Origin of the sequence: Bdellovibrio bacteriovorus (genome assembly GCF_041888015.1) — a bacterium.
Classification (GTDB): domain Bacteria; phylum Bdellovibrionota; class Bdellovibrionia; order Bdellovibrionales; family Bdellovibrionaceae; genus Bdellovibrio.
In genome coordinates this window covers 579,893-603,762 of record NZ_CP168968.1, presented here as the reverse complement: position 1 = coordinate 603,762, position 23,870 = coordinate 579,893, and the positions used below count along the sequence as shown (strand labels likewise).

The following is a 23,870-nucleotide window of genomic DNA, read 5'->3' as shown; positions in this document are numbered from 1 at the left end:
ATGAGATTTCTGCGCAGTGCCCTTAAATACTTTGCCTTCTTTGTGCTAGGTCTGGTGACCTGCGCTTTTGTGGGCATCGGCGCGGTCACATACTATGCGGTGGACTATCTGACACAAAATCCATCGGCCTCCCCGGTTCAGAAAAAACCTTATCCTGTGGCCAAAGCTTCTTTGACTCCAGAGCTGAAATCCCCTGAAGCATCCCCGGCCAACGAACTCATCCCAGAGTCTTCCAAAGAAAACTTCCGCAGCGCTTTTAATACGTCTCGATCTTTCATGGAAACCAGCGCGCAAATGTCCCATCTGATGCAACAACTGGAAAAGGTCTCTATGCCGCCCTTGTGTCCATCTTTATGCGATGCCAGTGCCATGGATAAGGAGCAACTGAAGACGGACCGCGTGGCCTATCTGGAAAAGTATCTGCGCAGCGAGGGTACCCGCGCCCTGCAAGACCCCGAGTTCCGCCTGCTGATGGACGACATCGGACGCATCTATCACCTGATACAGCCTGCGCAGAAGATCATGAAAAAGATTGATCGCTTGAAGGCACAACAGGAAAGACCCGAAGGCGCCAGCACCACGGACAAACTTTTAATCACCGCCGAAATTCAGGGCACACTTCTTTCAGAGTTTTATGGTTTCGCAAATCACGTCGAACGGCTTAAAGCCGAAGACGGCAAGATGAAGCATATTCGTGATCTGCGCCGCGCCTGTCATAAAGGCAAGCCGGTAAAACAGCTGATATCAGAGTGCGACTCAATACTGTCGCGGCAATAAATCACATTCACATCTATTGATTGAATATAGGGTTCAAATGAATTACCTATAGGGGCCTATGGGAAAAGGCCTTTCGCGTTCACAAGTTTTCTTTATGACCCTGACTTGCATTCTGGTCGTGGGCAACCTGTACTACAATCAGCCTTTGCTGGGAATTTTGGCGCGCGAATTCGGTGTAACGGAAGCCAAGGTGGCTTTGGTTCCGGCTTTCACTTTGATCGGCTATGCTTTGGGCATCTTGTTCCTGGTTCCCATGGGCGACATGATTGAACGCCGTAAACTGATCCAGGGTGGAATGACCGCTGCGGGCCTGCTGGCCATAGCCTTGCCCTTCAGTCCTTCCCTGGGTGTTTTCTGCGCTATCAGTTGCGTGATGGGTTTCTTCAACGTATCTCAATCCATCCTGATTCCTTTTGCCGCCAATCTGGCCAAACCCGAGGAACGCGGCAAGGTCGTGGGCATTGTTCTCTCTGGAATTTTGATCGGCTCCCTGATGGCGCGCACTCTGGCTGGCTTCATCGCGCAGTACTTCGGCTGGAAGACTGTTTTCATTTTCGCAGGCGCTGTCAGTCTGATTCTTTCCGTCGTCAGTCAGTTTGTTCTGCCAAGGTCTCAGCCGACGTTCAAGGGCACCTACAAAGAACTTATGGCCTCCACCGCACGCTTGTTCAAAGAGCTTCCCACAATTCGTGAAGCCGCTGTGATGGGCGCCATTTTGTTTGGAACTTTTTCGGCTTTCTGGACAACTTTGACTTTCCTGCTGGAAGCTGCACCTTTTAATTTTGAACCCAAAACCATTGGCTTGTTTGGGGCACTGGGAATGATTGGCGCTTTGGCCGCTCCGCTGGCTGGGCGTTATGCAGATAAAAAAGGGGCTGCCGCGACAATTCGCATGGGGCTTTACAGCGCCATGGCCGCTTTTGCTTTGCTGGCTATTTCCTCTAAAGTGGTGATTGGAATTGTCCTGGGAGTGCTGCTGTTGGATTTGGGCATCCAGGTGGCGCATATTTCCAACCAATCCCGAATTTTCAACTTTGCTCCAGAGGCTCATTCCCGCCTCAATACCATCTACATCTTCTTCTATTTTGTTGGAGGAAGTCTCGGGTCTTATATCGGCTCGGCTCTGTGGAGCTGGGGCCAATGGCCTGCCGTCAGTCTGGGCGGCCTCGGCTTTTGCCTGATTGCCACGCTTATATTCGTGCGTGGGCAAAAAAATCGGGCCACTGCTGAAAAAATGGCTTAAAATAGCCTCATTTCGCCTCGCATTAGCACATCTCTCCCAACGCACCGATGACGAAGCCACGCAGCAAAAATGTTATCTGACGAAGTGGTAGGGGGTGTGCTAGTCTCGGGGGCGTCTTTTACAGAGGTGCTCATGAAAATTGCAGATCTTTCTTCCAAGAACGAATTTATTCCCCGTCATATTGGTCCAACTGATTCAGACATCCACGAGATGTTGAAGACTCTAGGCTTCAACTCTTTGGACCAAATGGCTGACAAAGTTATTCCTTCTCAAATCCGCGCGACTCACAAATACGAGGACGTCGGTTCGGGTATTTCCGAATACGGGCTGTTGAATCATCTGAAGCAGATGGTTTCCAAAAACAAAGTTTTCAAAAGCTACATCGGTATGGGTTACCACGACACCATCACTCCGACTGTGATTCAAAGAAACATCTTTGAAAATCCAGTGTGGTACACAGCTTATACCCCTTATCAGCCGGAAATTTCCCAAGGCCGCTTGGAAGCTCTGTTGAACTTCCAAACTATGATCGCGGATCTGAACGGCATGGAAATCGCCAACGCTTCATTGTTGGATGAAGGAACTGCCGCTGCTGAAGCGATGTTCATGGCGCATTCTCTTTGCAAAAATAAAGCAAATGCTTTTGTTGTTTCTCCAGACATGCACCCGCATGTGATCGAAGTTCTGGGCACACGTGCAGAACCTTTGGGCTTTGAAATGATCATCGCGGATCCGGCGAAATATGATTTTGCAAAACCGGTCTTCGGCGTGTTCTTCCAGTATCCAAACACCAATGGAACTATCGAAGACTACTCTGCCACTGCAAAAAAATACAAAGACCACGGTGCATTGGTCACGGCTTCCAGTGATCTATTGGCAATGACTTTGTTGACGCCTCCAGGTGAATGGGGTGCTGACATGGTTGTGGGTAACTCTCAGCGCTTTGGTGTTCCAATGGGCTTCGGTGGTCCTCATGCTGGTTACCTGGCAACCAAAGATGCTTACAAGCGTTTGATGCCGGGCCGTTTGGTGGGTGTGAGCGTGGATTCTCAAGGCAAGGCGGCTTTGCGTCTGGCTTTGCAAACTCGTGAACAACATATCCGCCGTGAAAAAGCGACTTCCAACATCTGTACGGCCCAAGTGCTTTTGGCGAACATGGCTTCCATGTACGCTGTTTACCATGGTCCACAAGGTCTTAAGAAAATTGCTTTACGCGTGCAGCGTCTGACTACAATTTTGGCAGAAGGCTTGAAAAAGCTGGGCCACAATGTCGCGGCCGGATCTTTCTTTGACACTTTGACTGTCACCACCGACAAAGCGACTGCAATTATCGCACAAGCTGAAAAAATGCAGATCAACTTCCGCAACTTCGGCGGCAACAAACTGGGCATCTCTTTGAATGAAACAACTTCTTTGGAAGATGTTGAGATGATCTGGGCGGCCTTCAACGCAGGCAACACAGCAAACTTCACGGCTTTGTCCATCGACGAAGCTTTGAGTGACGTGGCTATGCCGGCGGCATTGACTCGTTCTTCTGCTTACATGACTCATTCCGTATTTAACTCTCACCACAGCGAGACTGAGATCCTTCGTTACATCCACCACCTGCAGAACAAGGATTTGACCCTGACTCATTCCATGATCCCACTGGGTTCATGCACGATGAAGCTGAATGCAACAACGGAGCTTGTGCCTGTTTCCTGGCCGGAAATCGGCAAGCTTCATCCGTTTGCACCAACAGCACAGGCAACAGGCCTGATTGAGATGATTCATGACCTTGAGAAAAAACTTTGTGACATCACTGGCTTTGCTGCTGTGAGCTTGCAGCCGAATGCAGGTTCTCAAGGTGAATATGCAGGTCTTTTGGTTATCCGTAAATATCACCAGTCTCGTGGTCAGGCTCATCGCAATATCTGCCTGATTCCATCTTCCGCTCACGGAACCAATCCGGCTTCTGCAGCATTGGTAAATATGGAAGTTGTGGTTGTGGCGTGTGACGATCAAGGTAACGTGGACGTTGCGGATCTAAAAGCCAAAGCCGAACAGCACAAAGACAACCTGGCAGCACTGATGATCACTTACCCTTCCACACACGGTGTGTTTGAAGAAGGTATCGTGGAAATCTGCAAAATCATCCACGACAACGGCGGTCAGGTTTACATGGATGGCGCGAACATGAATGCCTTGGTCGGTATGTGCCGCCCAGGAACATTCGGTCCGGACGTTTCCCACATGAACTTGCACAAGACGTTCTCCATCCCGCATGGCGGTGGCGGTCCGGGCGTGGGTCCGATCGGTGTGGCAGCCCACTTGGCTCCGTTCCTTCCGACTCACTCTATGGTTCCTGAAGCTGGTCCGAAAGACGGTATTTCGGCTGTGACGTCAGCTCCTTGGGGCAACGCCAGCATTTTACCGATCTCTTGGGCTTACATCACAATGATGGGGGCAGAGGGTCTTCGCAAAGCCACTTTGGTCAGCATCCTGAGCGCGAACTACATCGCGAAAAAACTAGAGCCGCACTACCCTGTTCTTTACAAAGGTAAAAACGGGCTTGTGGCGCACGAATGTATCGTGGATGTTCGCGAGATCAAGAAAACTTCCGGCATTGACGTGACGGACGTTGCAAAACGTTTGATGGACTTCGGTTTCCATGCTCCGACCATGAGCTTCCCGGTTGCGGGCACTTTGATGATCGAGCCAACAGAATCTGAATCCAAAAAAGAAGTGGATCGTTTCATTGATTCCATGGTGACTATCCGTAAGGAAATCGGCGCTATTGAATCCGGCAAGATGGACAAGGAAAACAACACTCTAAAGAATGCTCCACACACAGCACAGATGCTGATGAAACCGGAATGGAATCATCCGTATTCTCGTGAAGAAGCGGTTTATCCGGTTGAGTGGTTGCGTGTGAACAAGTTCTGGCCTGTGGTTGGCCGTGTGGATAACGCTTACGGCGACCGCAACCTTATCTGTTCCTGCCCAAGCATCGAAGAGTACACGTAAAAAATGCAACGTGTCCTGCTGATTCGCTTGGACAAAATTGGCGACCTGATCTGCACCATGTGTGTAGATCAGGTTTCTTTTTAAAGGACTGGAATCAGCAATGGGTTATCGCTAAAGGCTTGGGCTTTGTGCCCGATCATGCCAATCCCCCAAGAAAATACCTGGAGCTTTCCAAAGAAGACTCTAAAACCTCCCTGCCAAAACTTCGTGCGTTCCTGAAAGAGTACAAGCCGGATGTGGCCGTGAGCTTCCAGGCCCCTTGGTGGGTCAGCTATGCTTTGTGGGCAGAGGGCGTGCCGGTTCGCGCTGGCGTTCGGTCACAGTGGCACAGCTTCCTGTTTTTGAATAAAGGCCTGCGCCAACGTCGCAGTTTAGCCATCAAACATGAAGCCGAATACAATCTGGATGTTCTGAAACATGCCCTGGACAACACCAGCACAGACACGGCTCCGGTTTTAAAGCTGGAGGCCCCGGCAAATCTGCCGTTGCTGGAAAAGCATCAACTGACAGCTAATGGCTATATTGTGGTTCACCCGGGCATGGCTGGCTCGGCTTTAAACTGGCCGATCGCCAATTATATCGAGCTCATTAAGCAGGTCAGTCCCCACACCAAAGTCGTTCTGACAGGAACAGCTGCGGATGAAAAATGGCTGACGGATATCAAGGCGACTTTCAAGAACGACACAAACGTTATCTGCCTGCAAGGACTGCTAAAAGCTTCAGAGCTGTTTACCGTCTTAAAGAATTCCAAAGCTGTCGTCGTCCCTAGCACGGGCGTGGCCCATATGGCGGCGTCTTTAGGTGCCACCGTCTTGGGAATTTATCCGCATGTGCGCGTGCAAAAACCTGTACGTTGGGCGGCTCGTGGACCTCAGGTTCATATTTTTGAAGCCCCAACTGTAAACCCCGACGGCAGTCACTGTGATGGCACCCACTGTGAAGAATTTCACTGTATGGAGAAAATCACAGTCGAACAATTGCTTCACACCCTGTCCTCGCTTTAGAATACCTGCATGCAAAGAGAATTCAGCTTTCCTGCTTCATTTGAAGAATCCATCGACCGTGCCCTGAGCGCCCACAAGTTGTCGCTCAAAGACTCTAAGGCCCTGGCGAAATGTGTGCTGGCTCTTTCGGATTACTTTATTACCAAACCCGACAGCCCGACACCCTGGAACGAATCCTGGGCTCAGGTGGCTTATCTTTGTTATTATCTGCCGCTGAATTCCACCCGCTTGACCGGACTGTTTGCAGAAGCAGACAAAAGAGATTTCTTTACTGGCCTGGAGCGAGTCATTGATTTTGGAGCGGGCCTGGCGACAGCGTCCATCACTCTGAACGAACGACACAAGTTTAGCTATCAGTTGATTGAGCGCGCGGCCGAGCCGCAACAGATCATTGAAAAGTATTTCCCCCAATTTCCCGCTCAGGACTGGCAACGCACCTTCAGCGCGAGTCGCATGAAGGACGGCAGCAAAACACTGGCTTTATTCTCTTACTCTTTAACCGAACTCAACGATCTGCCGGAATGGGCCTATCAGTGCGAAGCCCTGATGCTGGTAGAGCCGTCCACCCAGCAAGATGGTCGAAAGCTGTTACAGCTTCGCCAAAGGCTGCTGGAAAAGGGCTATCATGTCTGGGCACCATGCACTCACGAAGGCCCTTGTCCATTGCTGACTCAGTCCAAAACCGACTGGTGTCACGATCGCGTGCATTTCAAAGCCCCTCAATGGTTCCTGAATCTGGAAGCCGAACTTCCGATGAAAAATCGCACACTGACCATGAGCTATCTTCTGATGCGCAAAACGCGCCCGGCCCCTATTGCCGCGGCCCGAGCTGTCGGCGATCGTTTGAAAGAAAAAGGCAAGGATCGTCAGATGATCTGTCGGGGTCCGGATCGTGAGTTTTTAGCTTGGATGCACAAGAACAAACTGGAGCAGGAAATTCCTCGTGGGGTATTGATAGACCTGCCGCAGGATCTACAAAAAGTTTCCAACGAACTTCGGGTGAACCAGGAACTGACTATCCTGTAGTTCCAATTTGCTGCCCAAAAGTTTCTTCCATTCGCCGGATCGTCGCAAGCGTTGAACTTCACTCTCCAGCCATTTTTGCAGGTTCTTATCGGCACCCTTTGACAGAAGGAATTTTCGTTCAAACCGTTCCACCGAGCGGTCAGAAATATAGATGCTCTGACTCAGGTTTAAATCCTGAATCAGGTATTCCGCCATCAAGCGACCCGTAATCACAAAGTCAATCCGTCCGTGCGCCAGCATTTTCAGGCCATTGCTTAAAGAGTTCGTGGGCTGCGCTTGCACACCACTTGTACGCTGCAGCTTGGCCACCGCCTCCATACTGTGCCCGGTGACAACAGTGGTTTTCAAATTTTTCAAAGACTCCATGCCACGAAACTCAACGGGCTTTTTCCGTGATGAGAGCAGCAGATTTTCATCATCCATCACGGCCGAGGTCCAAAAATATTTGGTTTCGCTCACATCCTCAAACCACTTCGGAGCCACCAAGGGAACGGCTACAACTCCATTTTTTTCCAGGGTTTTCAACAACCGCGCCCGGGGCAAAATTGCGACCCTAAACTCATATTTTCCGCCGGATCGCGCCGTCAAAAAAGCTGCCAGCTCAAAAACCAAACCCTTTTCTTTTTTTAGGTCCAAAACGAAGGGAGGTGTGTCGTAAGGGGAAATCATCTCGACGACTTCCTTCGAGAAAGCCTGCGCGGAAATTAGCAGAACAGTCATTACGACCCAAAGCAGACGCATAATAAACAACTCCTTCGCCTGTAAGCTGATTATATCACGCCCCCACCCCGACGGATGATTTAATATGAAACATGAGAGTTACGAGTCCTCCATCCACAGAGAGGCCTTAAGATATGAGTAAACATGCCGATATATAATACATTGGGGTTTTAATTTGAATACACGGCACGTAATGGAAAAATTCATTGTATGGATATGCGCCAGCATTTGGATCGCTGGTTGCTCAATCAAAGCCAATGTTCACAACGGTGAACTCATGGCCTCTTTATACGGAGCTGACTCCCCCGCCTACTTCACCAACAAATCCCCTGTGAAAGTCCGGGTCAATTTCAACCGCGCTCCCGACGTTGTTCACGCCGACCAGTTCCAGGCTCAAAATGCCACGATCTCAAATATCACCCGCGTCTCGGGAACTGAATATATTATCGAGCTGACTCCGACGCTGCAGGGTCGTATTACGATGCAATTGCCAGCTGGCATAGCTATCGGAAGTCGAGGCGAGAAGTCCTCCGAATCCGAGACCTTTGAAGTGCACTTTGACGACATTCTTCCCACCATTAACACTGCCACAGTTCTTCCAGCCTCTGTCAGCCCCGTGGCTCGCCCCTCTGTTGCAGGTACGACTGAACCAAAAGCCATCGTGACATTATTTAATTCCATCACCTGCAGTGGCGAAACTTTGGCGAACTCGACGGCTGACGAATCCACGGGGAATTTTTCCTTTGAACTGGGACAAGCTCTGCCCGCTGAAGGCAGCTATGCCTGGAGCGTTCTTACCGAAGATGCCGCCGGAAATACATTCTGCTATCCTTATCCTTTGGCCTATACTCTGGATCAAACCGCGCCTTCAATTCCCGCCATCGCCTTGATTCACGGATCAATCTCCGACAACCCGGTGGCGGTGGACTTAAGTTCCTGTGACGACGACAATCAAGCTCCGGATTCCTATCATCAAGTGATCTTTGTCCAAGACAGCTCCACTCCTCCGGCTCTGGATGATCCTGCTTGGATGTCCTGTGCGGCTGGTGCCCACAATGTCAATCTCACCGGGATCGATGGCAATCATTCCCTTGTGATATGGGTGCGTGATCAAGCTGGCAATTTAACCATCAGCAATTCTGTCACTGTAAATCTGGATACCAAAACACCAAGTCTCACGATTCCTGCAACCGCCAGCCTGAACCGCAACAGCGCCAGTACTGAATTATTTGCCGATGCCTTGGTTGAATCCGATGAGGAAGGTGCTGGTACCTACAGTCTGCTCACGGCGGCAGCCCCACGCTGCTCGGACTTCGGGACGGTTTCTATTGATGCCGCCACCGGAGCTTTAACTTATGCGCCTACGGCCCACTACTTCAACCGGTACAGCGGTGCTGATCATCATGGGGGCCCTTGTAACATCAAAGTGCGTTTTGCCGATCAGGTGCAGCCGACTGCCCACACTGTCACCGCAGATGTGGCTGTGACTGTAGATTTTGTGAATGAACCTGTGACAATTACGGTATGGCCAGGAACTGGCGGTACCGCGCTGGAAAAATGCGGTAACAAGTGTTTTGCCAATTCCATCTTCGATTTGACCTTTACCGTGTCTCCGGGGGGAGATGCCACCTTCCCGGATCCTCAAGCTCTCACCTGCACGGGTTCTACAGCAGACTCTTACTATGTGGATGTTGCCAGTTGCAGTGTTTCAGGTACCACCGGGACATTGGCGGTACAGATGGGAACAGCACATCCTTCTGCAACCGATGGTACACAGTTAACCTTCACGGTCAGTGATGGGGTGGGCTCTGATTCAAAGAATTTCAATCTGCATGTCGATAACTACGTCATGAGCATGTACCCCGCATTGGCCGTCAGCCGAGAACTTTCGTGTATTATGTGTCACGCCAATATTCAGGCCGACATCGTGACGGACTTTGGTATTTCCCAAGCCAACTACGGCAATGCCAGCAACATTCTGGGTGTGGCTAACCTGGCGGGTTCTCACGTCTATCACAACGACAACAGTGTCATCCCTTTCAATGTCACTGGATCTATCTATATGCCTGACATCACGGTCACTGATAAAAACTTTATCAAACAGACCACGGGAAATCCCAACTCGGGTCCGATCAACCTGCGCAGCTTCCTGCAAAATGGCTGGAATCACTATGCTCCGATCACCGACAGTCAAGGGACGATCCAAATGGATGGCGATGGCTTCCTGCAAGTGAATCCAGTTCCGGTCGCAAAAGCCCCACAACTTGTAAACCCACAAGTTCAAGGTGGACTGCAGTTAAAGTCCGCGATCAAAATCCGCGCACCTTCTGATGCAGAAGTTCTGGCCTTGGACAGTTCTCTGGCTGCCGGGACCACAGCCTTTGTCTATAAAGGTCCGAATTCAAAGCCTGCCCTCAGCGGTCTGCAAATTCATAACTTTGGCTATGGCTCCTTCGTGCGCAACAATGGAACCATTGTCTGCCATGGCAGTATCATTATCAGCGGCACGCTTTATCTGAAAAATCCCGACATCCAAACAGATGACGTGGGGTGCTCTATTTATGTCGCTGGAAACATCTTTGTTGAAACCGACCGCGGCACCGCGATCCAGTACATCGGTGGAGCGACCTCCCCGACCTTACAGATCACAAGTTCTCGCAACATCCACATGGGCATCGGCTTGTATGACATCCGCTATGTTCGCCGTTCTTTGAACAACTTTGAAGACGCACAAAAAATTGCAAATGCTGCCAACCCTGGAGGTCTGCGTGATGCCGCCGAAGGGGCCCTGACCATCAAATCCAATGGCGATGCTGGCGCGTGGGAATGGATGCGCTGCCCTCTGCGCCCAGAACATGCTCAGTATCTCGACCGAGCTTATATTTCCAATGGTAATTATGCGGCCTGCGATTCCTCGGTAGATCCGTGGAAATGCAACTCTGCCAAAGAGCTATTCAACAATTGGGTGGGCCCGGTTACAAACCACGATCACGTGCTGGATGAAAAGGTCGTCAACAATGGTGGCACCTTGATCAACCCGGTAGTTGCCTATGAATCCATGTGCCGTTGGAACGGATACCAAATGTCCAACTATGGCGCCCATAGCTGGGACTGGGCGGGGTTCTGGGGTGAACAGCCTGGCCGAGTGGGCGCGGGCACGGTGAACAGCCTTCGTACTTCCACGATCTTTGATCACGTTCGCCTCAACGCCCAGAATGTGCACAGTCGTTATTATGGAGAATTCCGCGGATCTGTGATTACTCCGTGGGCCCTGTTCGCTGTTGGGAATTTGGTCTTTAAATACGACACTCGCCTGAACAATATCGTTCCCTATCCCCGCCTGATGGTTCCAAATCCAATCTTCGATGTGCAATAACCCGCCAGGGGCAGTGCTGGAGTGTCGGCAGGCACGCAAGCTGAAGCAGCTTTCCAGAAAATAAAAAAACCGAGAGCTTTACGGGCTCTCGGTTCATAGTCGAATTTTATTTTTGAATTCGGAAAACTACTCAGTTACGTAGCCTGATACTGGAATCAGGGATACAGAAATCTGATATGTCTTACCTTGAACAACACCTGCATCCAGGAATTGCGCCAACTCACGACGGAAGCCTTTGATTTTCTCTTTAGCTTCAGTCAGGCGAGCTTCATCCACGTTGATAGTGATTGTGGAGTGCTCACGCTCTTCGCTTGGCATTTTCTCCAGCAGACGTTCCAACTTGCGTTTCATTTTCTTTTCGCGGCTGATTTCGCCGAAACGCTGAAGTTCATCCGGAGTCAGGTTCAAACGCTCCCCGAACATACGGATGGTTCTCATTGTCACAGTTCGCTTACCGTTCAGGATTTTGGACAAGAAAGACGAGTCCACTTCCAGGTGACGAGCAAACGCACGCAAAGAGTAACGGGGATAGTTTTGGCTACGGCGAGCCAATTCATCTTCAAGAAATTGTCTAAAATCTGAGTTTTTATTTACATCCTGCATGAGGACAACAATTATGTGCAGGTCCCTTGATAATCAATATTTTGTTCACAGTCTTACAGACATTTAATCTAGCCATTCGAGGCGCGTCATAAAGCCCGCGAACATTACAGAATTTTATCAAATATCAACAACTTACGATTTCGCCCTCGCTCCTCAACGGAAAGCATTTCGCAGTCCGTCTTGAAAGTGTTTGGCAGGGTCTTTCGTAATAAATCACACAGCCATTGCTCATCTCTTTGTGGCCCCAGTATCAATCTGTCAGCACTGAGAAGTCCGTTTTCCAGCAAAGACTGGACAATTTTTAAGATGGTATGCGCTCCGACACCTGTGATGACCACCGTGCCCGACACCGGCTGCTGCAATTCCTCCCCAGGGCGAGAATGAAAAGCCGCCAAAGCCAATGAGTCTTCGCGAAAATACTCGGCCTGAAATCGGTTTTCCAACTGCTCGACGATATGGGGCACCTGATCAACAAAGTGCACCTCGGAAAACTGCCCACTTTCATAAGCATTCAGCCCCAAGTAACCGTGGTCGCAACAAAAGTCCCAAACCGGTTTTCCAGGTAAAAGATGGTCGAAAATAAGCTGCATGCGGCGAGAGAGTTTGAACATCGGGTCGCAAGATAGAATCCTCGTTGACTGAATGTCACGGGGAAAGGGATATTCATGCGCATGAAAAAGACTCCATTAGCAGAAACACATGAGAAGCTCGGCGGCCGCATGGTCGATTTCGCCGGTTGGTATATGCCTGTTCAGTACGTGGGTGTTCGTGAAGAACACAACAACGTGCGCACGAACGTCGGTCTGTTCGACGTTTCCCATATGGGTGAAATTCGTGTCAAAGGCCCTAAAGCTCTGGAAACCCTGGAATGGCTGACGACAAACGATGTGGCGAAGCTGAATGTCGGCGAAGCTCAATACACTTTGCTGCCAAATGATCAGGGCGGCTTGGTTGACGATATTATCGTTTATTGCCTGGAAAAAGATGCGGATTACCTGGTTTGTGCCAATGCCTCCAACAAAGACAAAGACTTTGCCTGGATGACTAAACACAATAAGGGCGCCGATATCACCGACGATTCCGACCACTGGGGTCAAATCGCGATCCAAGGCCCGAAAGCTTTGGAACTTTGCGACCGTGTTTTCGATATCAAAGTCAGCGAAATGAAGCCTTTCAATTTGAAAGTCGGTCAGTTCAAAAATCACAAAATCATGATCGCAACAACGGGTTATACTGGCGAAAAAGGCTGCGAAGTCTTTATCGATGCTGCCGGGACGGTGGATTTGTGGATGACTTTGCTGGAAAAAGGCAAAGATCTGGGCGTAATGAGCATCGGCCTGGGTGCCCGCGATACTCTAAGAACCGAAATGAAGTATTCCCTGTACGGTCACGAGATTGATGACACAACGAATCCCTATGAAGCCGGCCTTGGCTGGGTGATTAAACCCGCTAAAAAAGACTTCTTCAATAAAGCCCAAATTGTAGGCAAAAAAGAAGCCGGTTTAAGCCAAAATCTTGTGGGATTTAAGATGCTTGAGAAGGGTATTCCTCGTCAGGGTTACAGCCTATTTTCTTTTGACAACAAAGAAATCGGCAAGGTAACTAGTGGTACACACTCCCCGACCCTGGATGAACCTATCGGTATCGCTTTTATCGATGTAGCTTACGCTAAAGAAGGAACCGAGTTCCTTTTGGACATCCGCGGTCGCAAAGTGAAAGCAGTGGTTTGCAAGACCCCATTTGTAACGAAATAAGGAGCCGAACATGGCATTTCACATCCCTGAAGACTATTACTACACAAAAGAACACGAATGGGCTCAAGTTGACGAGAACATCGTAACTGTTGGTATCACTGAATTTGCTCAAGATCAATTGGGTGAAGTCGTTTACGTTGAACTTCCAGAAGAAGGTCAAAAGATCACTCAAGGTCAAACTTTCGGCGTTATCGAGTCTGTTAAAGCCGTGAGCGACCTTTATGCCCCTGTTTCCGGCACTGTAATCGAAGTAAACTCATCCCTAAGCGATGATCCATCTGTTTTGAACGACGACCCAGTAAATGAAGGCTGGTTGGTTCGTATCGAAATGGATACTGAAAAAGAGCTCGCAAACCTTATGAGAGCTCCAGACTACAAAAAATTGATCAGCGAGAAATAGGCTGAGTTAAGGGCAAGCGGACGTTTTTTTGAAATTTCCGCTTGCAATCCGCCTCTGACATAAGCTATCAATAGTGCTTCCTTAAGCCTAGAGATGTGTTGCCCCGCTGGTGAAATTGGCAGACACGCTAGACTTAGGATCTAGTGCGCAAGCGTGGGGGTTCAAGTCCCTCGCGGGGCACCAAATCTCTAAGCTTAAGAACCACTAAAAAGCTGACTGAATAAGTCGGCTTTTTTTATGTCCAAAGTCTTTATTTCATCCCCTTGGGCCGCCTGACTTCAGGCCTTGCTTGTCGCTCAATGTACCTGGACACCAAGTCGGTAAATTCTTTTTCATCCACGACAGCATTGAAATCATCCATAATTTTACGGCTGGCTTTGTTGTCTTTAAAATCCACGCCATAACTGTTTAAGGCCACCACATTTGGATTGATAGCAAGCTTGTTGGCATATGGTGCAATTTCCGGATGAGTCGCCGAGATAAATTTGAAGGCATTCTGGTCAATAAAAATAAAATCCACACGCTTGTGGATCAACTTCAGAATATTGAGCGAGTCGTTCTTCGCCGTCTCTAGGCGGTGCATATTGTCTTTATAGGCACCGGCCACCTGCGATCTCAAAACATAGCCAGCAACATTTCCGCCTTTATACTTCAGAAGATCCCGGGCTTCTTTCCAGATAATAGGTTTATCTTTTCTTTCAACAATCACCCAGGGAGTTCTATAAAACAATTTTGACAAAACCAGCTTTTCATTAAACTTTTCATCGACAAAAGACGGAAAGAAGCCATTCACACCGTCGTCCCCGAACCCAACCTGACGCATTCGTGGGACCGGCACAAAACGCATTTCGAGCTCATAGCCGGCCCTCAGAAACGCCTCACGAAGAGCATAAATCGCAGCCCCTTGGTCAGGCAGCTTGGGACTCATAAATGGAGGAACCTCCATTGTGACCAGGATGACTTTCTTCAAAGCACCCAGTGTGGTTACGCTGCCAAGAATTAAGACCAAAAAAATCAGCAACTTCATATCTCACTCATATATTCCATCTCTTTGCGGCCTCCAAATGAAAGCTCTAGCGAAGTGTCGAAACCGCGGCCAGAAAACCTCGACCACGAACTGTTCCTATTCCTAGACCTTTCTCCGGACCCAGCCTTGCTGAATAACAAGCGCAAATTCATAATTAAACTATATGGATTTATTTATTGTTACTGGCGGCTCGAAGGGGCTGGGGGAACAGATTTGTCTTAAGGCTCTGGATCAGGGCCATCAGGTTTTAAATCTGTCGCGCTCTCGTCCCACTTTCAAATCATCCAAATTCAAACATGTGACTGCTGACTTCAGCCGTGGACTGGCGACGATCAAAAAGATCGAAACCCTTCTGGAAAATCTGGATCTCGCCTCGTTCAAACATATTCACCTGATCAACAATGCCGCCTTGATCAATCCGGTAGGCTCGTTAGCCGACCTTGATATGGCAGACATGAACACACATCTGGTGACGAACCTGATTTCTCCTGTTTTGTTATCCCAGGTTTGCAGTCGTCTTGCGACGGAAGAAAAAAAACCGCTGACGATCTTTAATATTGGCTCTGGCGCCGCCTTCCGCCCTATTGCAGGCTGGTCGATGTATTGTTCTTCCAAAGCGGGTTTGAAAATGTTCACCGAAAACACCGCTCTGGATCTGCAAACATCCAAAAACAAGAAAATAAAAATCTACCACTTCAGCCCCGGCGTGCTGGATACACAGATGCAGCAGACCATCCGTGGATTTAAAAAGAAAGACTTCCCGGAAGTGGCCAACTTCAAAAAGCTCAAAACCGACCAGCAGCTCCGCTCTCCGTCAGATGTTGCTGCGATGGTAGTTGGATTCTGTCTGGCACCGCAAAAGTTTAAAAATCAATCCTCTCTTATTTCTGTTCAAGATTTAGAAGCAAAGGGACTTTAGTAATGAAACGCTTTTTTATCAGTGCTCCGCTTGTTCTGGGATTCTTCATTTTAGGCTTCAAGATTTCCAACCCTGAAGGAACGCTGCCGTCCTCTCCAATAAATACCGAAGAACTCAGCTCCACAGCTTCGCAATTTCAGGATATTACGGCCTCGGCAGGCATTCCCGTTCTGCATTCCACCACAATCGCGTTTGGTGACTATGACAATGACGGCTGGGTCGACATGCTGGCTGGTGGAAAGCTGTTCAGAAATGTCAGCAACAGAAACAACATCCTCTTTTCTGAGGTGACTGAGCTGGTTGGCATCCGCGACATGAAGGGCTCCCCTCTGTTTGTGGACCTGGATAACAACGGATTGCTGGATATCATGACCACAAAAGGACAAGTGTTCCTGCAGGTCGCTCGTGGCAAGTTCATCGAATCTTCCCGCGAATTAGGTTTTGCCCTGCCGGAACATGCTCATGCTCTGGCCATCGTGGATACGAACAAAGATGGGTGGATTGACGTCATTGCCGGATTCAGTGAGCCGAAGTTCGGCGACCCACTCCTTCCGCAGAAGATGTATACAAATGTCAAAGGCAAGCGTCTTGTCGAGACGACCCCCGTGGTATTCCGCGTGAATCCAAACTATCTTCGTGGCATTGCGGTTGCGGATTATAACAACAACGGCTCCATCGAAGCGTACTTCTCAAATTACCGCCTACGCCCCAACAACCTGTATACATTGGGAAGCCCGGCTATGCTGGATCAGGCAACAGCCATGAACATCCAAGGGGATCATAACCCCAAGAAGTTCTATGACCAGTCCCGCAAAGCGTACTATGGACCGCAATATGGGCACACTATTGCCTCGATCTGGGCTGATTTCGACAACGATGGGAATCTGGATCTTTGGGTTTCAAATCTGGTACATAAATTTGTGGGCATCAATGGCAAAGGGACTTTCGATCAACGCGGTTATCTTTGCGATGATTCCAAAATCTACCGCAACAGCGGACCTCCGTTCTATCGCCTGAATGATGTTCGTCCGGCATCAGGAATCCCCTATCGCCCGATTGGAGACTTCTCCAAATACAAAGGCGACGAACTCTGGGCACAAACGACTTCTGCCGACTTTGACAACGATGGCCTGCTGGATGTGTACATCAGTCAGGTTTACGACCTGGCCTATTCATACTCTCTTCTTTACAAGAACCTGGGTGGTTTCAAGTTTAAGGATGTCAGTGCTGGCCAAGGCACCCGCGTCTTTGACAGCTACGCTGCCGCTTGGGCCGACTTGAACAACGACGGAAAAATGGATCTGGTTCAATCCGGACGCCTGCGCAATGGCGAAGCTCCCGCTATCCGTGTCCTGCAAAATATCATGAGAGACGAAAGCAATTATCTGCGTGTTCAACTGAAAGGAACTCGCTCAGGCACTCAGGCAGTAGCCGCGCAGGTTCGCGTCTATCACCGCAACGGCGTCTTCTTACGTCAACAAGATGGTGTGACTGGTACGATGAACCAACAGAATGATCCCACTTTGCATTTTGGTTTAGGTCAGATAAAAGACATTACCAAGGTGGAAGTCCGCTGGCCTTCCGGGAAAGTTCAAACCCTGGGCCCTACGGCTGTAAATCAAACACTTAAGATCGAGGAACCCCGCCAATGAATGCAGAACAACGAGTCGCTTTAGTTCAAGGTCAACTGGATGCCTATAACAATCGCGACATCGATAAGTTCTGTTCTTTCTATCATCAGGATGTGACAGCTTACCGCCTGGGGCAAGACGCCCCTTTCTGCGTCGGTATGGAGTCTTTTCGCAAAATTTACGACGACAAGTTCAAAAGCACACCGGATCTGCATTGCACACTCAAAAGCCGCATAGTCTTGAACAACAAAGTCCTGGATGAAGAATCCGTGGTTCCCAGTGGATCTCATGTTGTCGCCATCTACGAATTCAAAGATGGGCTGATCAAAGATATCTGGTTTGCCTATTAATTAATGGCCCGTCAGCCTGGGGGGGTGTCGCAGCCCCGGCTGTCCATTTTTTATACATGCATAAAAAGAATATATACTTTCTTGAGATGCAATTTACAAATACCGACCTGCGGCCTACAAAAGCTCCATTCAACACGGAGTATTTTATGAAGTTCTTGCTGGTTCTGATCCTGTCTGCTTTTTCTTTGAATGCCATGGCGTCTTCTCAATCTGAAGACCTTTTTATTAAAAAAGTTTACGCCCTCATTGAAACTGAAAATATCAAAATGGTTGATGTGGCTCCCGAAAGCCTTAACGCAAAACAAACTGCCGGTCTGATGAAAGCCGCTCGCGAAGAATCCGATATCTGGTATGACACCATTTTGGAAGGCGACTATGTTTTGAATTCTGAAACCGACATCGAAGTGGCTGCTTTGACCAAATACTACTCCGCTTCCGGTGAATTCGTGGCCTACCATGCTCTGATTCAACACGCGGCCTATGACGTTGCAAGCTGCGATATCAACTGGGAAGACGATCAAGAGGCTATGGACCGATTCCTGAAAGACAACTGCACTTCAGGCTATATCTCCAGCGGTATCTTCATCAGCCCGGATTTCAAATTCCATTTCCGTGATGAAAATTCCATCGAAGACTTCTCTGAACAATAGGTTTTACTCTGGCGCCCACCAACACCGTGGGCGCTCTTGTCCTTTAAGACCTGCCACATAAGTATCCAAACGACATTGGGGTTCCGGATGGGTTAATAGCGTTTTACCCACTTCGCTCGGATCGGGCGTTGAAACCTTCGGCGCACTCAGTCCCCGATTGGCGGCATAAAAAGCCGTAGCGACCAATGCAGCCCGTTGCCCACGGCCCCCAATATCCACATCAGAACTCAGAGCGGGCGCAATCACCGGCCAGCATTCCTTGGTTGCCCACCAATCCGCCTGTCCTTCTGCTGACAATGAATTATGACTGTCGCTGTAAGGCGTCCCCCCATATAAATGCCCCAGTTCATGGCATATCAACAACGCCAGGGAGTCGACATTTCCTCCGGGAATACGTGCGATGCCTCCATGAATCAGGATTTGATCGGATTCCCATCTTCGGGCAAAGGCCTGCGCCCAATCTGAATCCCAGTCCGTGAAGAACTCCAACCGACGTCCATTGTTTTCAGCCAAATAGGAAAAAAGACGTCTGGCGGTCGCAACCGTGCTGCGAAACTGAGTTTTAGTCATCGCAGAACTCGACACTTCATAAAATTGGTTGCCAGAGGTCTCTGCAAAGGCTGCACTGGATAAAAGCGGTAATACTAACCCCAATGTCTTGAGTAATTTTTGAAACATGCAAGCCCCCCACTTCGAATAACATCAAATGTCCTTTTGCTTTCCAACAAAAAAGTTTAAACCCCTGACATGGTTCCTGAAATGATTTTGACAACAACCGACCGCCTTCCCGAGTATAAAAGCACCATGAAGAATGACCGCCTCCTTCTGAATTTGTTGCTGGCAGTGATTGTGCAGCTTATGCCGATATTTGCGTCAGGCAGCCTCAAGTTCGGGCTCAACCCCAGCAATGCTCCGCCATTGCTCTATCAGTTTGACAATAATGGCAGCCCGATTCCCACCGGGGGGCTTATTTATGAAGTCTCTGTCGCCATAGGCGATGAACTTGGTGAGGACTACAGTATCGAGCCCGTCCCCAGAAAGCGTATTGCAAAGCAGATTGTGGATAATCGAGTGGATTTGATCTGTCACAACAGCACGCGCTGGCGCCACGCGTTCGCTGATGGGGCTTTATGGAGCTCGCCTCTTTTTTCCCACTCTAATGTTCTGGTCAGCACGGCGCCCATTACTTTTGAAAGTGCCGAGCAAATCAAAGGGGTCACTATCGGAACCGTGGACAACTATGTCTATGCTGATCTTGAGGATCGCTTCAAAAGCAAGGACCTGCAAAGATCTGATAGCTCCTCAGTGGAGGTCAGTGTAAAAAAACTTTTGAACGACCGGGTCCAATATATCATTCTTGGAGAGTTGGAATACATCTACTTTAAGTCTCTCCATCCCCGCCTGGTGCGCAGTACGTTTGACTTCGACAAGACTGAAATCAAGTGCTCTTTATCCCGCAAGTCTTCCCTGTCAGAGGCACGCCTGAACCGGGCTATTGCGAACCTGCATCGAAAAAATGTATTTCAAAAACTTCTGGAACGATACTCCAATCCAGCCACCCTGCCTAAGTCCTTCAGCTATGGCTTGAACAGCAATGATTCTCCTCCATTTGTATTTTTTGATAAAACTGGGAACAACCTGATTACGGTCCGCGGCGGGTTGTTCTTTGATATCGGCCGGGAAATCGCCAAAAGAATTCACCGCCCCGTCTCGTTTGAACTGCTGCCTCGTGGGCGTTTGGATTCCCGTCTGGCATCAGGGCAAATCGAAATGGTCTGCTATGACAATGAACTCTGGGCTGGTGAATATGCCAAGCACTATCACTGGAGCCAACCCATCTTCAGTCAAAGCGACTATATCGTCAGTCTTCGCAGTGATAAGGCCGCAGCAAAAGTTCGTTCTTTGGACAACCTGAAAGGTAAACGTATTGGCACAGTTCTAAACTTTGTCTATCCAGCACTCACGCCCTATTTCGAAAACGGCAGTCTGCAAAGAGAGGACGCCGGTTCTGGTGCAGCAAATCTGGAAAAGCTTTTTGCCCAAAGAATCCCTTTTATTGTTTTGAATAATCTGGAGTACAAGTACTACGAAAGTAAATATTCCCGTCTGCAGAAAGCTCCACTTGAAATTGATTCCGTCGATGTAAAGTGTGCCGTTTCAAAGAATTCTGATCTGAAAATCGAGCAGATCAATGCCGCTATTCAGGACATGCAAAAATCCGGCAAGCTGCATAAGATTTTTTCTCCACCTTACCAACACTAGCCGCCGGACCTGGGGTGATCTACCAGCGTAAGTTCACCCAGATCATGCCACGCAGACGATCGTTCACCCGCTCGTCTTGCAGACCCGGCGTAAAGCCTTTGTCATATAGCGGATAAGTACGGCGCCCCTGCTGATAGGACACTTCTGCCCCGGCTTGAACAAACTTTGCAAAGTCCTTTTTCAATCCCAAACGGAAAGTGCTTGATGCCGGGATATCATAGAATGGATCTTTTTCCTTATTGCTCATGATCTTCGCCATATCAAAGGCCACATACACCTGACCCAATTGCCCGGCCGGGAAGCTGGCTTCAACTGTATTTTTCAAAGCTGTTGCCGACACACTTTCCACGCCTTCAAAAAGGAAGATCTCGCCACGCACAAGCAGATAGACTTTGCCAATCTGTTTGTCGAAAACGACGGAAACCTTATCTGCCTCAGTCACCCACTCCGTTTTGCTGGAATAATGCCCTTCTTTCACTCGACGGAAGGACCGTTCGTAACTTGCGCTGACATTGTCAGTAACACGCTGATCAATCCCCGCACGCACCACCAGATCTGCCGCACTGGCATCACCACCATGCAAATTTGCATCAAGATTGGTACGCTCCAGCTCCACTTTTCCAGTCGTTTTATTGATGCGGGCCGTTCCGGTGAATTGCATACCGTGGAAAAGAACGGTGCGCTCTTTTTCACTCCAGGTCATTGTCGGGTTCAAAGTCGGAGAACCCACCTGCCCGATACCAGCATAGCCTTTAGCCACCAGGCCGATTTCTTCCACCACGGAATTCACGGCAATATTGCCACCAGCTTGCCCTGACACACCCATACCAGAGAAACGATAGCTGCCCTCGGCCGCATTGTATTGTTGGTGCAACATAAAGGCGCGCACATAAGAACTGTCTTCAAACTTTTTCACCACCTGAACACCCACAGCATTGTCGTGATTGCCAATGCGCAGTTGCAGGATTGAGCTCTCCGTGGATTTATAGGCCATCGACGTCAGACCCTCTTTGATCCACAAAGAGGTCTGTGGCAGATAAGCATGGTAGCTGCCCTTGGCACCCTCTACATACACAGTGCCCACCAATGGACCCAGAACACGGTTGCTGACTTCAAGCATGTTCTGTTGGGTCTTTTGACCTGTGGCGATCACTTGGGAATAGTTTTGAATATAGTACTGACCTGTTTTTGGATCTTTAAAGTGATAGATAAAATGACCACCAGAATCTTTGCCTTTTTGATCTTTCTGCCAGACTCCCGTATGCATACCAACATCGGTGAATCCCAAAGCCCGGGCCTGCCCCGCCAGGTACTTATGAATGTCACCACAGATCCCACCTTGGTTTCCATTGGCCATGGCGTTGCGGAAAATCTCTTCTGACGTATTACGATTTTCAGTTGTCACTGAATAGAACTTGGAAAGATGGGACCCCGACAAGGACAGAATCAAGAGCTTCTGATCACGACTTAATACAATGGCTTCGCGAGACAGAAGGCTAAGACTGCCTTCATAAGACAGAGCTTTGGAATAGATGGAATTGTCCATGCCTGAAGCGGCCTTATAAAGTTCAACAGCCGCCCGGTAATCCTCGGGTCTGTTTTTGAAGACATCGTTGATGCTAAAGGCAGAGACATCCAGATTCGCCCCGGTTTTAGCAGTATTATAATAAAAATAGGAATCGAAGTACTTGGCCTTCTGAGGCGTTCCTTTGGAGGAATTACGAAGCTTTTCCTGGTAAGCAGCTTCCCGACGGGCGGCCTCTTCCTGGAAGGCGCGATCCATATCTTCTTCGTAGGTAGAAGCTGACGGCGTGTTGCTCTGAGCAGCAGCCACAGACACGGACACCAAAAGAACCGAACCGACTAAGATTCCCAAACGCTTCATATAGCACCTCTGTAATGCTTTATTTATCCAAGAATCCGGCCAACCCCAGGAGGGCTTAAAATGCAAAGGAGTCTCTCAACTGCCTAAACTGCCATAAAAAAAGCCCGAAATTGTCGCCGCCAGAGTGGGGTTTATCGAGATAAATCGAACACTTAAGCTCCTAAATCTTGCCGCCACCTCGGCGTAACGAGTCCCGTTATTGATGGCCAAAACGACCTTGATATGCTTTAGATATACCCATGAGTACTCAAACAAACTGTCCCAAATGCAATTCAGAACACATCTATCAAGACGGCAATTTATGGGTCTGCCCCGAGTGCGCCCACGAATGGAGCCCGCACGCTGCGAACGCAGAAGAAGTTGCAGAAGAAACTTCCAATGTGATCAAGGATGCCAACGGCAATGTTCTTCAAGATGGTGATACTGTCACCGTTATCAAAGATCTGAAAGTGAAAGGATCTTCGTCCGTTGTAAAAGTTGGAACCAAGGTGAAAAACATCCGACTGGTCGATGGCGGCGATGGCCATGATATCGCCTGCAAAATTGATGGCTTTGGCGCCATGAACCTGAAGTCCGAATTTGTAAAAAAAGTATAAATAGAAAAGGCTCCCGAGGGAGCCTTTCTTTATTTGCTATTTAATTGGCAAAATACGAATCTGATCAGGGATGCGCAAGATCCGGCCCAGGGACAAAGACTTCACCACCTTTGCCGACCCGGTAACCTGTCCTTCTGGCATCTCGACCTGAACATCCTCATGAAGAACAATCATATAGGTCGAATTAAGGAATTCCCCGTTGCCCACGTGACGGAAGCCCACAAAATAAGTGTATTGGGCCCCTGCCGCAAACCAGCCTGCACGGCCGAATGCGGTCTGTGCTCCAGAAGAAAGCTCAATGCCGCCACAATCTTCCACCCATCCATCGCTTCTTTGATCTGAAGCTTCGCAGTTTTCGTTTTCAAGGGACTTACGCAGATCTGTCAGGCGGGATTGCGGATCGTCTAAAAGCATCTTAAGGAACTTTTCATTCTCTTTTCCGTCAACATAGTCGTGAGCCTGCACTGATTGCGCATCCTCCACAACAACACTGATGACAGCTCTTTCGGCAGCAACTCTTTCAAAAGAACGAGATTCTTCCGCTTGAGACACGCACGCAATACCAAGGATACACAGACCGATCCACGCTTTCATTAATGACTCCTGTTTTTATGAGCTGCCATAAATATGCCCATCTCTGT

21 protein-coding genes and 1 tRNA gene are annotated in these 23,870 nt (G+C 49.1%); 15 read left to right on the top strand and 7 right to left on the bottom strand.

The features are described 5' to 3' along the window. From ACES2G_RS03025 to ACES2G_RS03005, 5 genes are all read left to right on the top strand, one after another. The gene (locus ACES2G_RS03025) at window positions 1-777 is read left to right on the top strand and encodes a hypothetical protein (protein ID WP_374001293.1); all 777 of its coding nucleotides are present in this window, start codon (window positions 1-3) and stop codon (window positions 775-777) included. Between the two features lie 58 nt (window positions 778-835). Then, window positions 836-2,020 carry an MFS transporter gene (locus ACES2G_RS03020; RefSeq protein WP_374001292.1) on the top strand — a complete coding sequence of 395 codons (1,185 nt, stop codon included), beginning with the start codon at window positions 836-838 and terminating at the stop codon, window positions 2,018-2,020. 132 nt (window positions 2,021-2,152) lie between these two features. Beyond that, the gene (gene gcvP / locus ACES2G_RS03015) at window positions 2,153-5,026 is read left to right on the top strand and encodes an aminomethyl-transferring glycine dehydrogenase (protein WP_374001290.1); all 2,874 of its coding nucleotides are present in this window, start codon (window positions 2,153-2,155) and stop codon (window positions 5,024-5,026) included. A 59-nt stretch (window positions 5,027-5,085) separates the two neighbouring features. Next, entirely contained in the window at window positions 5,086-6,030 is a 945-nt protein-coding gene (locus tag ACES2G_RS03010; protein WP_374001289.1) for a glycosyltransferase family 9 protein, read from the top strand. A 9-nt stretch (window positions 6,031-6,039) separates the two neighbouring features. Beyond that, window positions 6,040-7,056, top strand: coding sequence for a small ribosomal subunit Rsm22 family protein (locus ACES2G_RS03005; protein WP_347359312.1), 1,017 nt, complete (start codon window positions 6,040-6,042; stop codon window positions 7,054-7,056). On the opposite strand, the gene ACES2G_RS03000 is transcribed toward ACES2G_RS03005, so the two are convergent. Next, window positions 7,003-7,797: a substrate-binding periplasmic protein gene (locus tag ACES2G_RS03000; RefSeq protein WP_374001288.1), complete on the bottom strand. Its 795-nt coding sequence runs from the start codon at window positions 7,795-7,797 to the stop codon at window positions 7,003-7,005. The genes ACES2G_RS03005 and ACES2G_RS03000 overlap by 54 nt on opposite strands. A gap of 172 nt (window positions 7,798-7,969) precedes the next feature. Between ACES2G_RS03000 and ACES2G_RS02995 the strand changes: the two genes are divergently transcribed. Further along, complete coding sequence (locus tag ACES2G_RS02995) at window positions 7,970-11,152, top strand: Ig-like domain-containing protein (protein WP_374001286.1); 3,183 nt, start codon at window positions 7,970-7,972, stop codon at window positions 11,150-11,152. Between the two features lie 126 nt (window positions 11,153-11,278). On the opposite strand, the gene ACES2G_RS02990 is transcribed toward ACES2G_RS02995, so the two are convergent. Continuing rightward, window positions 11,279-11,704, bottom strand: coding sequence for a DUF4423 domain-containing protein (locus ACES2G_RS02990; RefSeq protein WP_262553503.1), 426 nt, complete (start codon window positions 11,702-11,704; stop codon window positions 11,279-11,281). Window positions 11,705-11,859: 155 nt separating this feature from the next. Continuing rightward, on the bottom strand, window positions 11,860-12,366 hold the full coding sequence (locus tag ACES2G_RS02985; protein WP_374001285.1) for an SAM-dependent methyltransferase: 507 nt from the start codon (window positions 12,364-12,366) through the stop codon (window positions 11,860-11,862). A gap of 54 nt (window positions 12,367-12,420) precedes the next feature. Between ACES2G_RS02985 and gcvT the strand changes: the two genes are divergently transcribed. From gcvT to ACES2G_RS02970, 3 genes are all read left to right on the top strand, one after another. Continuing rightward, a complete protein-coding gene (gene gcvT, locus ACES2G_RS02980; protein ID WP_347359637.1) occupies window positions 12,421-13,509 on the top strand; it encodes a glycine cleavage system aminomethyltransferase GcvT in 1,089 nt (362 codons plus the stop codon). 10 nt (window positions 13,510-13,519) lie between these two features. Further along, window positions 13,520-13,909 carry a glycine cleavage system protein GcvH gene (gene gcvH, locus ACES2G_RS02975; protein WP_374001284.1) on the top strand — a complete coding sequence of 130 codons (390 nt, stop codon included), beginning with the start codon at window positions 13,520-13,522 and terminating at the stop codon, window positions 13,907-13,909. 100 nt (window positions 13,910-14,009) lie between these two features. Next, a tRNA-Leu gene (locus ACES2G_RS02970) sits at window positions 14,010-14,092 on the top strand. 67 nt (window positions 14,093-14,159) lie between these two features. Here the strand turns inward: ACES2G_RS02970 and ACES2G_RS02965 are convergent. Next, the gene (locus tag ACES2G_RS02965; protein WP_374001283.1) at window positions 14,160-14,936 is read right to left on the bottom strand and encodes a hypothetical protein; all 777 of its coding nucleotides are present in this window, start codon (window positions 14,934-14,936) and stop codon (window positions 14,160-14,162) included. Between the two features lie 163 nt (window positions 14,937-15,099). Between ACES2G_RS02965 and ACES2G_RS02960 the strand changes: the two genes are divergently transcribed. From ACES2G_RS02960 to ACES2G_RS02945, 4 genes are all read left to right on the top strand, one after another. Continuing rightward, window positions 15,100-15,855, top strand: coding sequence for an SDR family NAD(P)-dependent oxidoreductase (locus ACES2G_RS02960; protein WP_374001282.1), 756 nt, complete (start codon window positions 15,100-15,102; stop codon window positions 15,853-15,855). Window positions 15,856-15,857: 2 nt separating this feature from the next. Continuing rightward, entirely contained in the window at window positions 15,858-17,507 is a 1,650-nt protein-coding gene (locus ACES2G_RS02955; RefSeq protein WP_374001279.1) for a CRTAC1 family protein, read from the top strand. After that, window positions 17,504-17,836, top strand: a complete 333-nt coding sequence (locus ACES2G_RS02950) for a nuclear transport factor 2 family protein (RefSeq protein ID WP_374001277.1) — start codon at window positions 17,504-17,506, stop codon at window positions 17,834-17,836. Before ACES2G_RS02955 ends, ACES2G_RS02950 begins: the two co-directional genes overlap by 4 nt. Before the next feature lie 146 nt (window positions 17,837-17,982). Beyond that, window positions 17,983-18,486: a hypothetical protein gene (locus ACES2G_RS02945; RefSeq protein ID WP_347359140.1), complete on the top strand. Its 504-nt coding sequence runs from the start codon at window positions 17,983-17,985 to the stop codon at window positions 18,484-18,486. A 3-nt stretch (window positions 18,487-18,489) separates the two neighbouring features. Here ACES2G_RS02945 and ACES2G_RS02940 read toward each other — a convergent pair whose 3' ends face one another. Next, the gene (locus ACES2G_RS02940) at window positions 18,490-19,164 is read right to left on the bottom strand and encodes a hypothetical protein (protein WP_347359141.1); all 675 of its coding nucleotides are present in this window, start codon (window positions 19,162-19,164) and stop codon (window positions 18,490-18,492) included. Window positions 19,165-19,245: 81 nt separating this feature from the next. Between ACES2G_RS02940 and ACES2G_RS02935 the strand changes: the two genes are divergently transcribed. Next, window positions 19,246-20,748, top strand: a complete 1,503-nt coding sequence (locus ACES2G_RS02935; RefSeq protein WP_374001276.1) for a substrate-binding periplasmic protein — start codon at window positions 19,246-19,248, stop codon at window positions 20,746-20,748. 19 nt (window positions 20,749-20,767) lie between these two features. Here ACES2G_RS02935 and ACES2G_RS02930 read toward each other — a convergent pair whose 3' ends face one another. Beyond that, on the bottom strand, window positions 20,768-22,633 hold the full coding sequence (locus ACES2G_RS02930) for a hypothetical protein (RefSeq protein WP_347359143.1): 1,866 nt from the start codon (window positions 22,631-22,633) through the stop codon (window positions 20,768-20,770). Between the two features lie 239 nt (window positions 22,634-22,872). On the opposite strand from ACES2G_RS02930, the gene ACES2G_RS02925 reads away from it, so the two are divergent. Further along, window positions 22,873-23,229 carry a zinc ribbon domain-containing protein YjdM gene (locus tag ACES2G_RS02925; RefSeq protein ID WP_347359144.1) on the top strand — a complete coding sequence of 119 codons (357 nt, stop codon included), beginning with the start codon at window positions 22,873-22,875 and terminating at the stop codon, window positions 23,227-23,229. Between the two features lie 36 nt (window positions 23,230-23,265). Here ACES2G_RS02925 and ACES2G_RS02920 read toward each other — a convergent pair whose 3' ends face one another. Beyond that, window positions 23,266-23,823: a hypothetical protein gene (locus tag ACES2G_RS02920; RefSeq protein WP_374001275.1), complete on the bottom strand. Its 558-nt coding sequence runs from the start codon at window positions 23,821-23,823 to the stop codon at window positions 23,266-23,268. Window positions 23,824-23,870 lie beyond the last annotated feature (47 nt).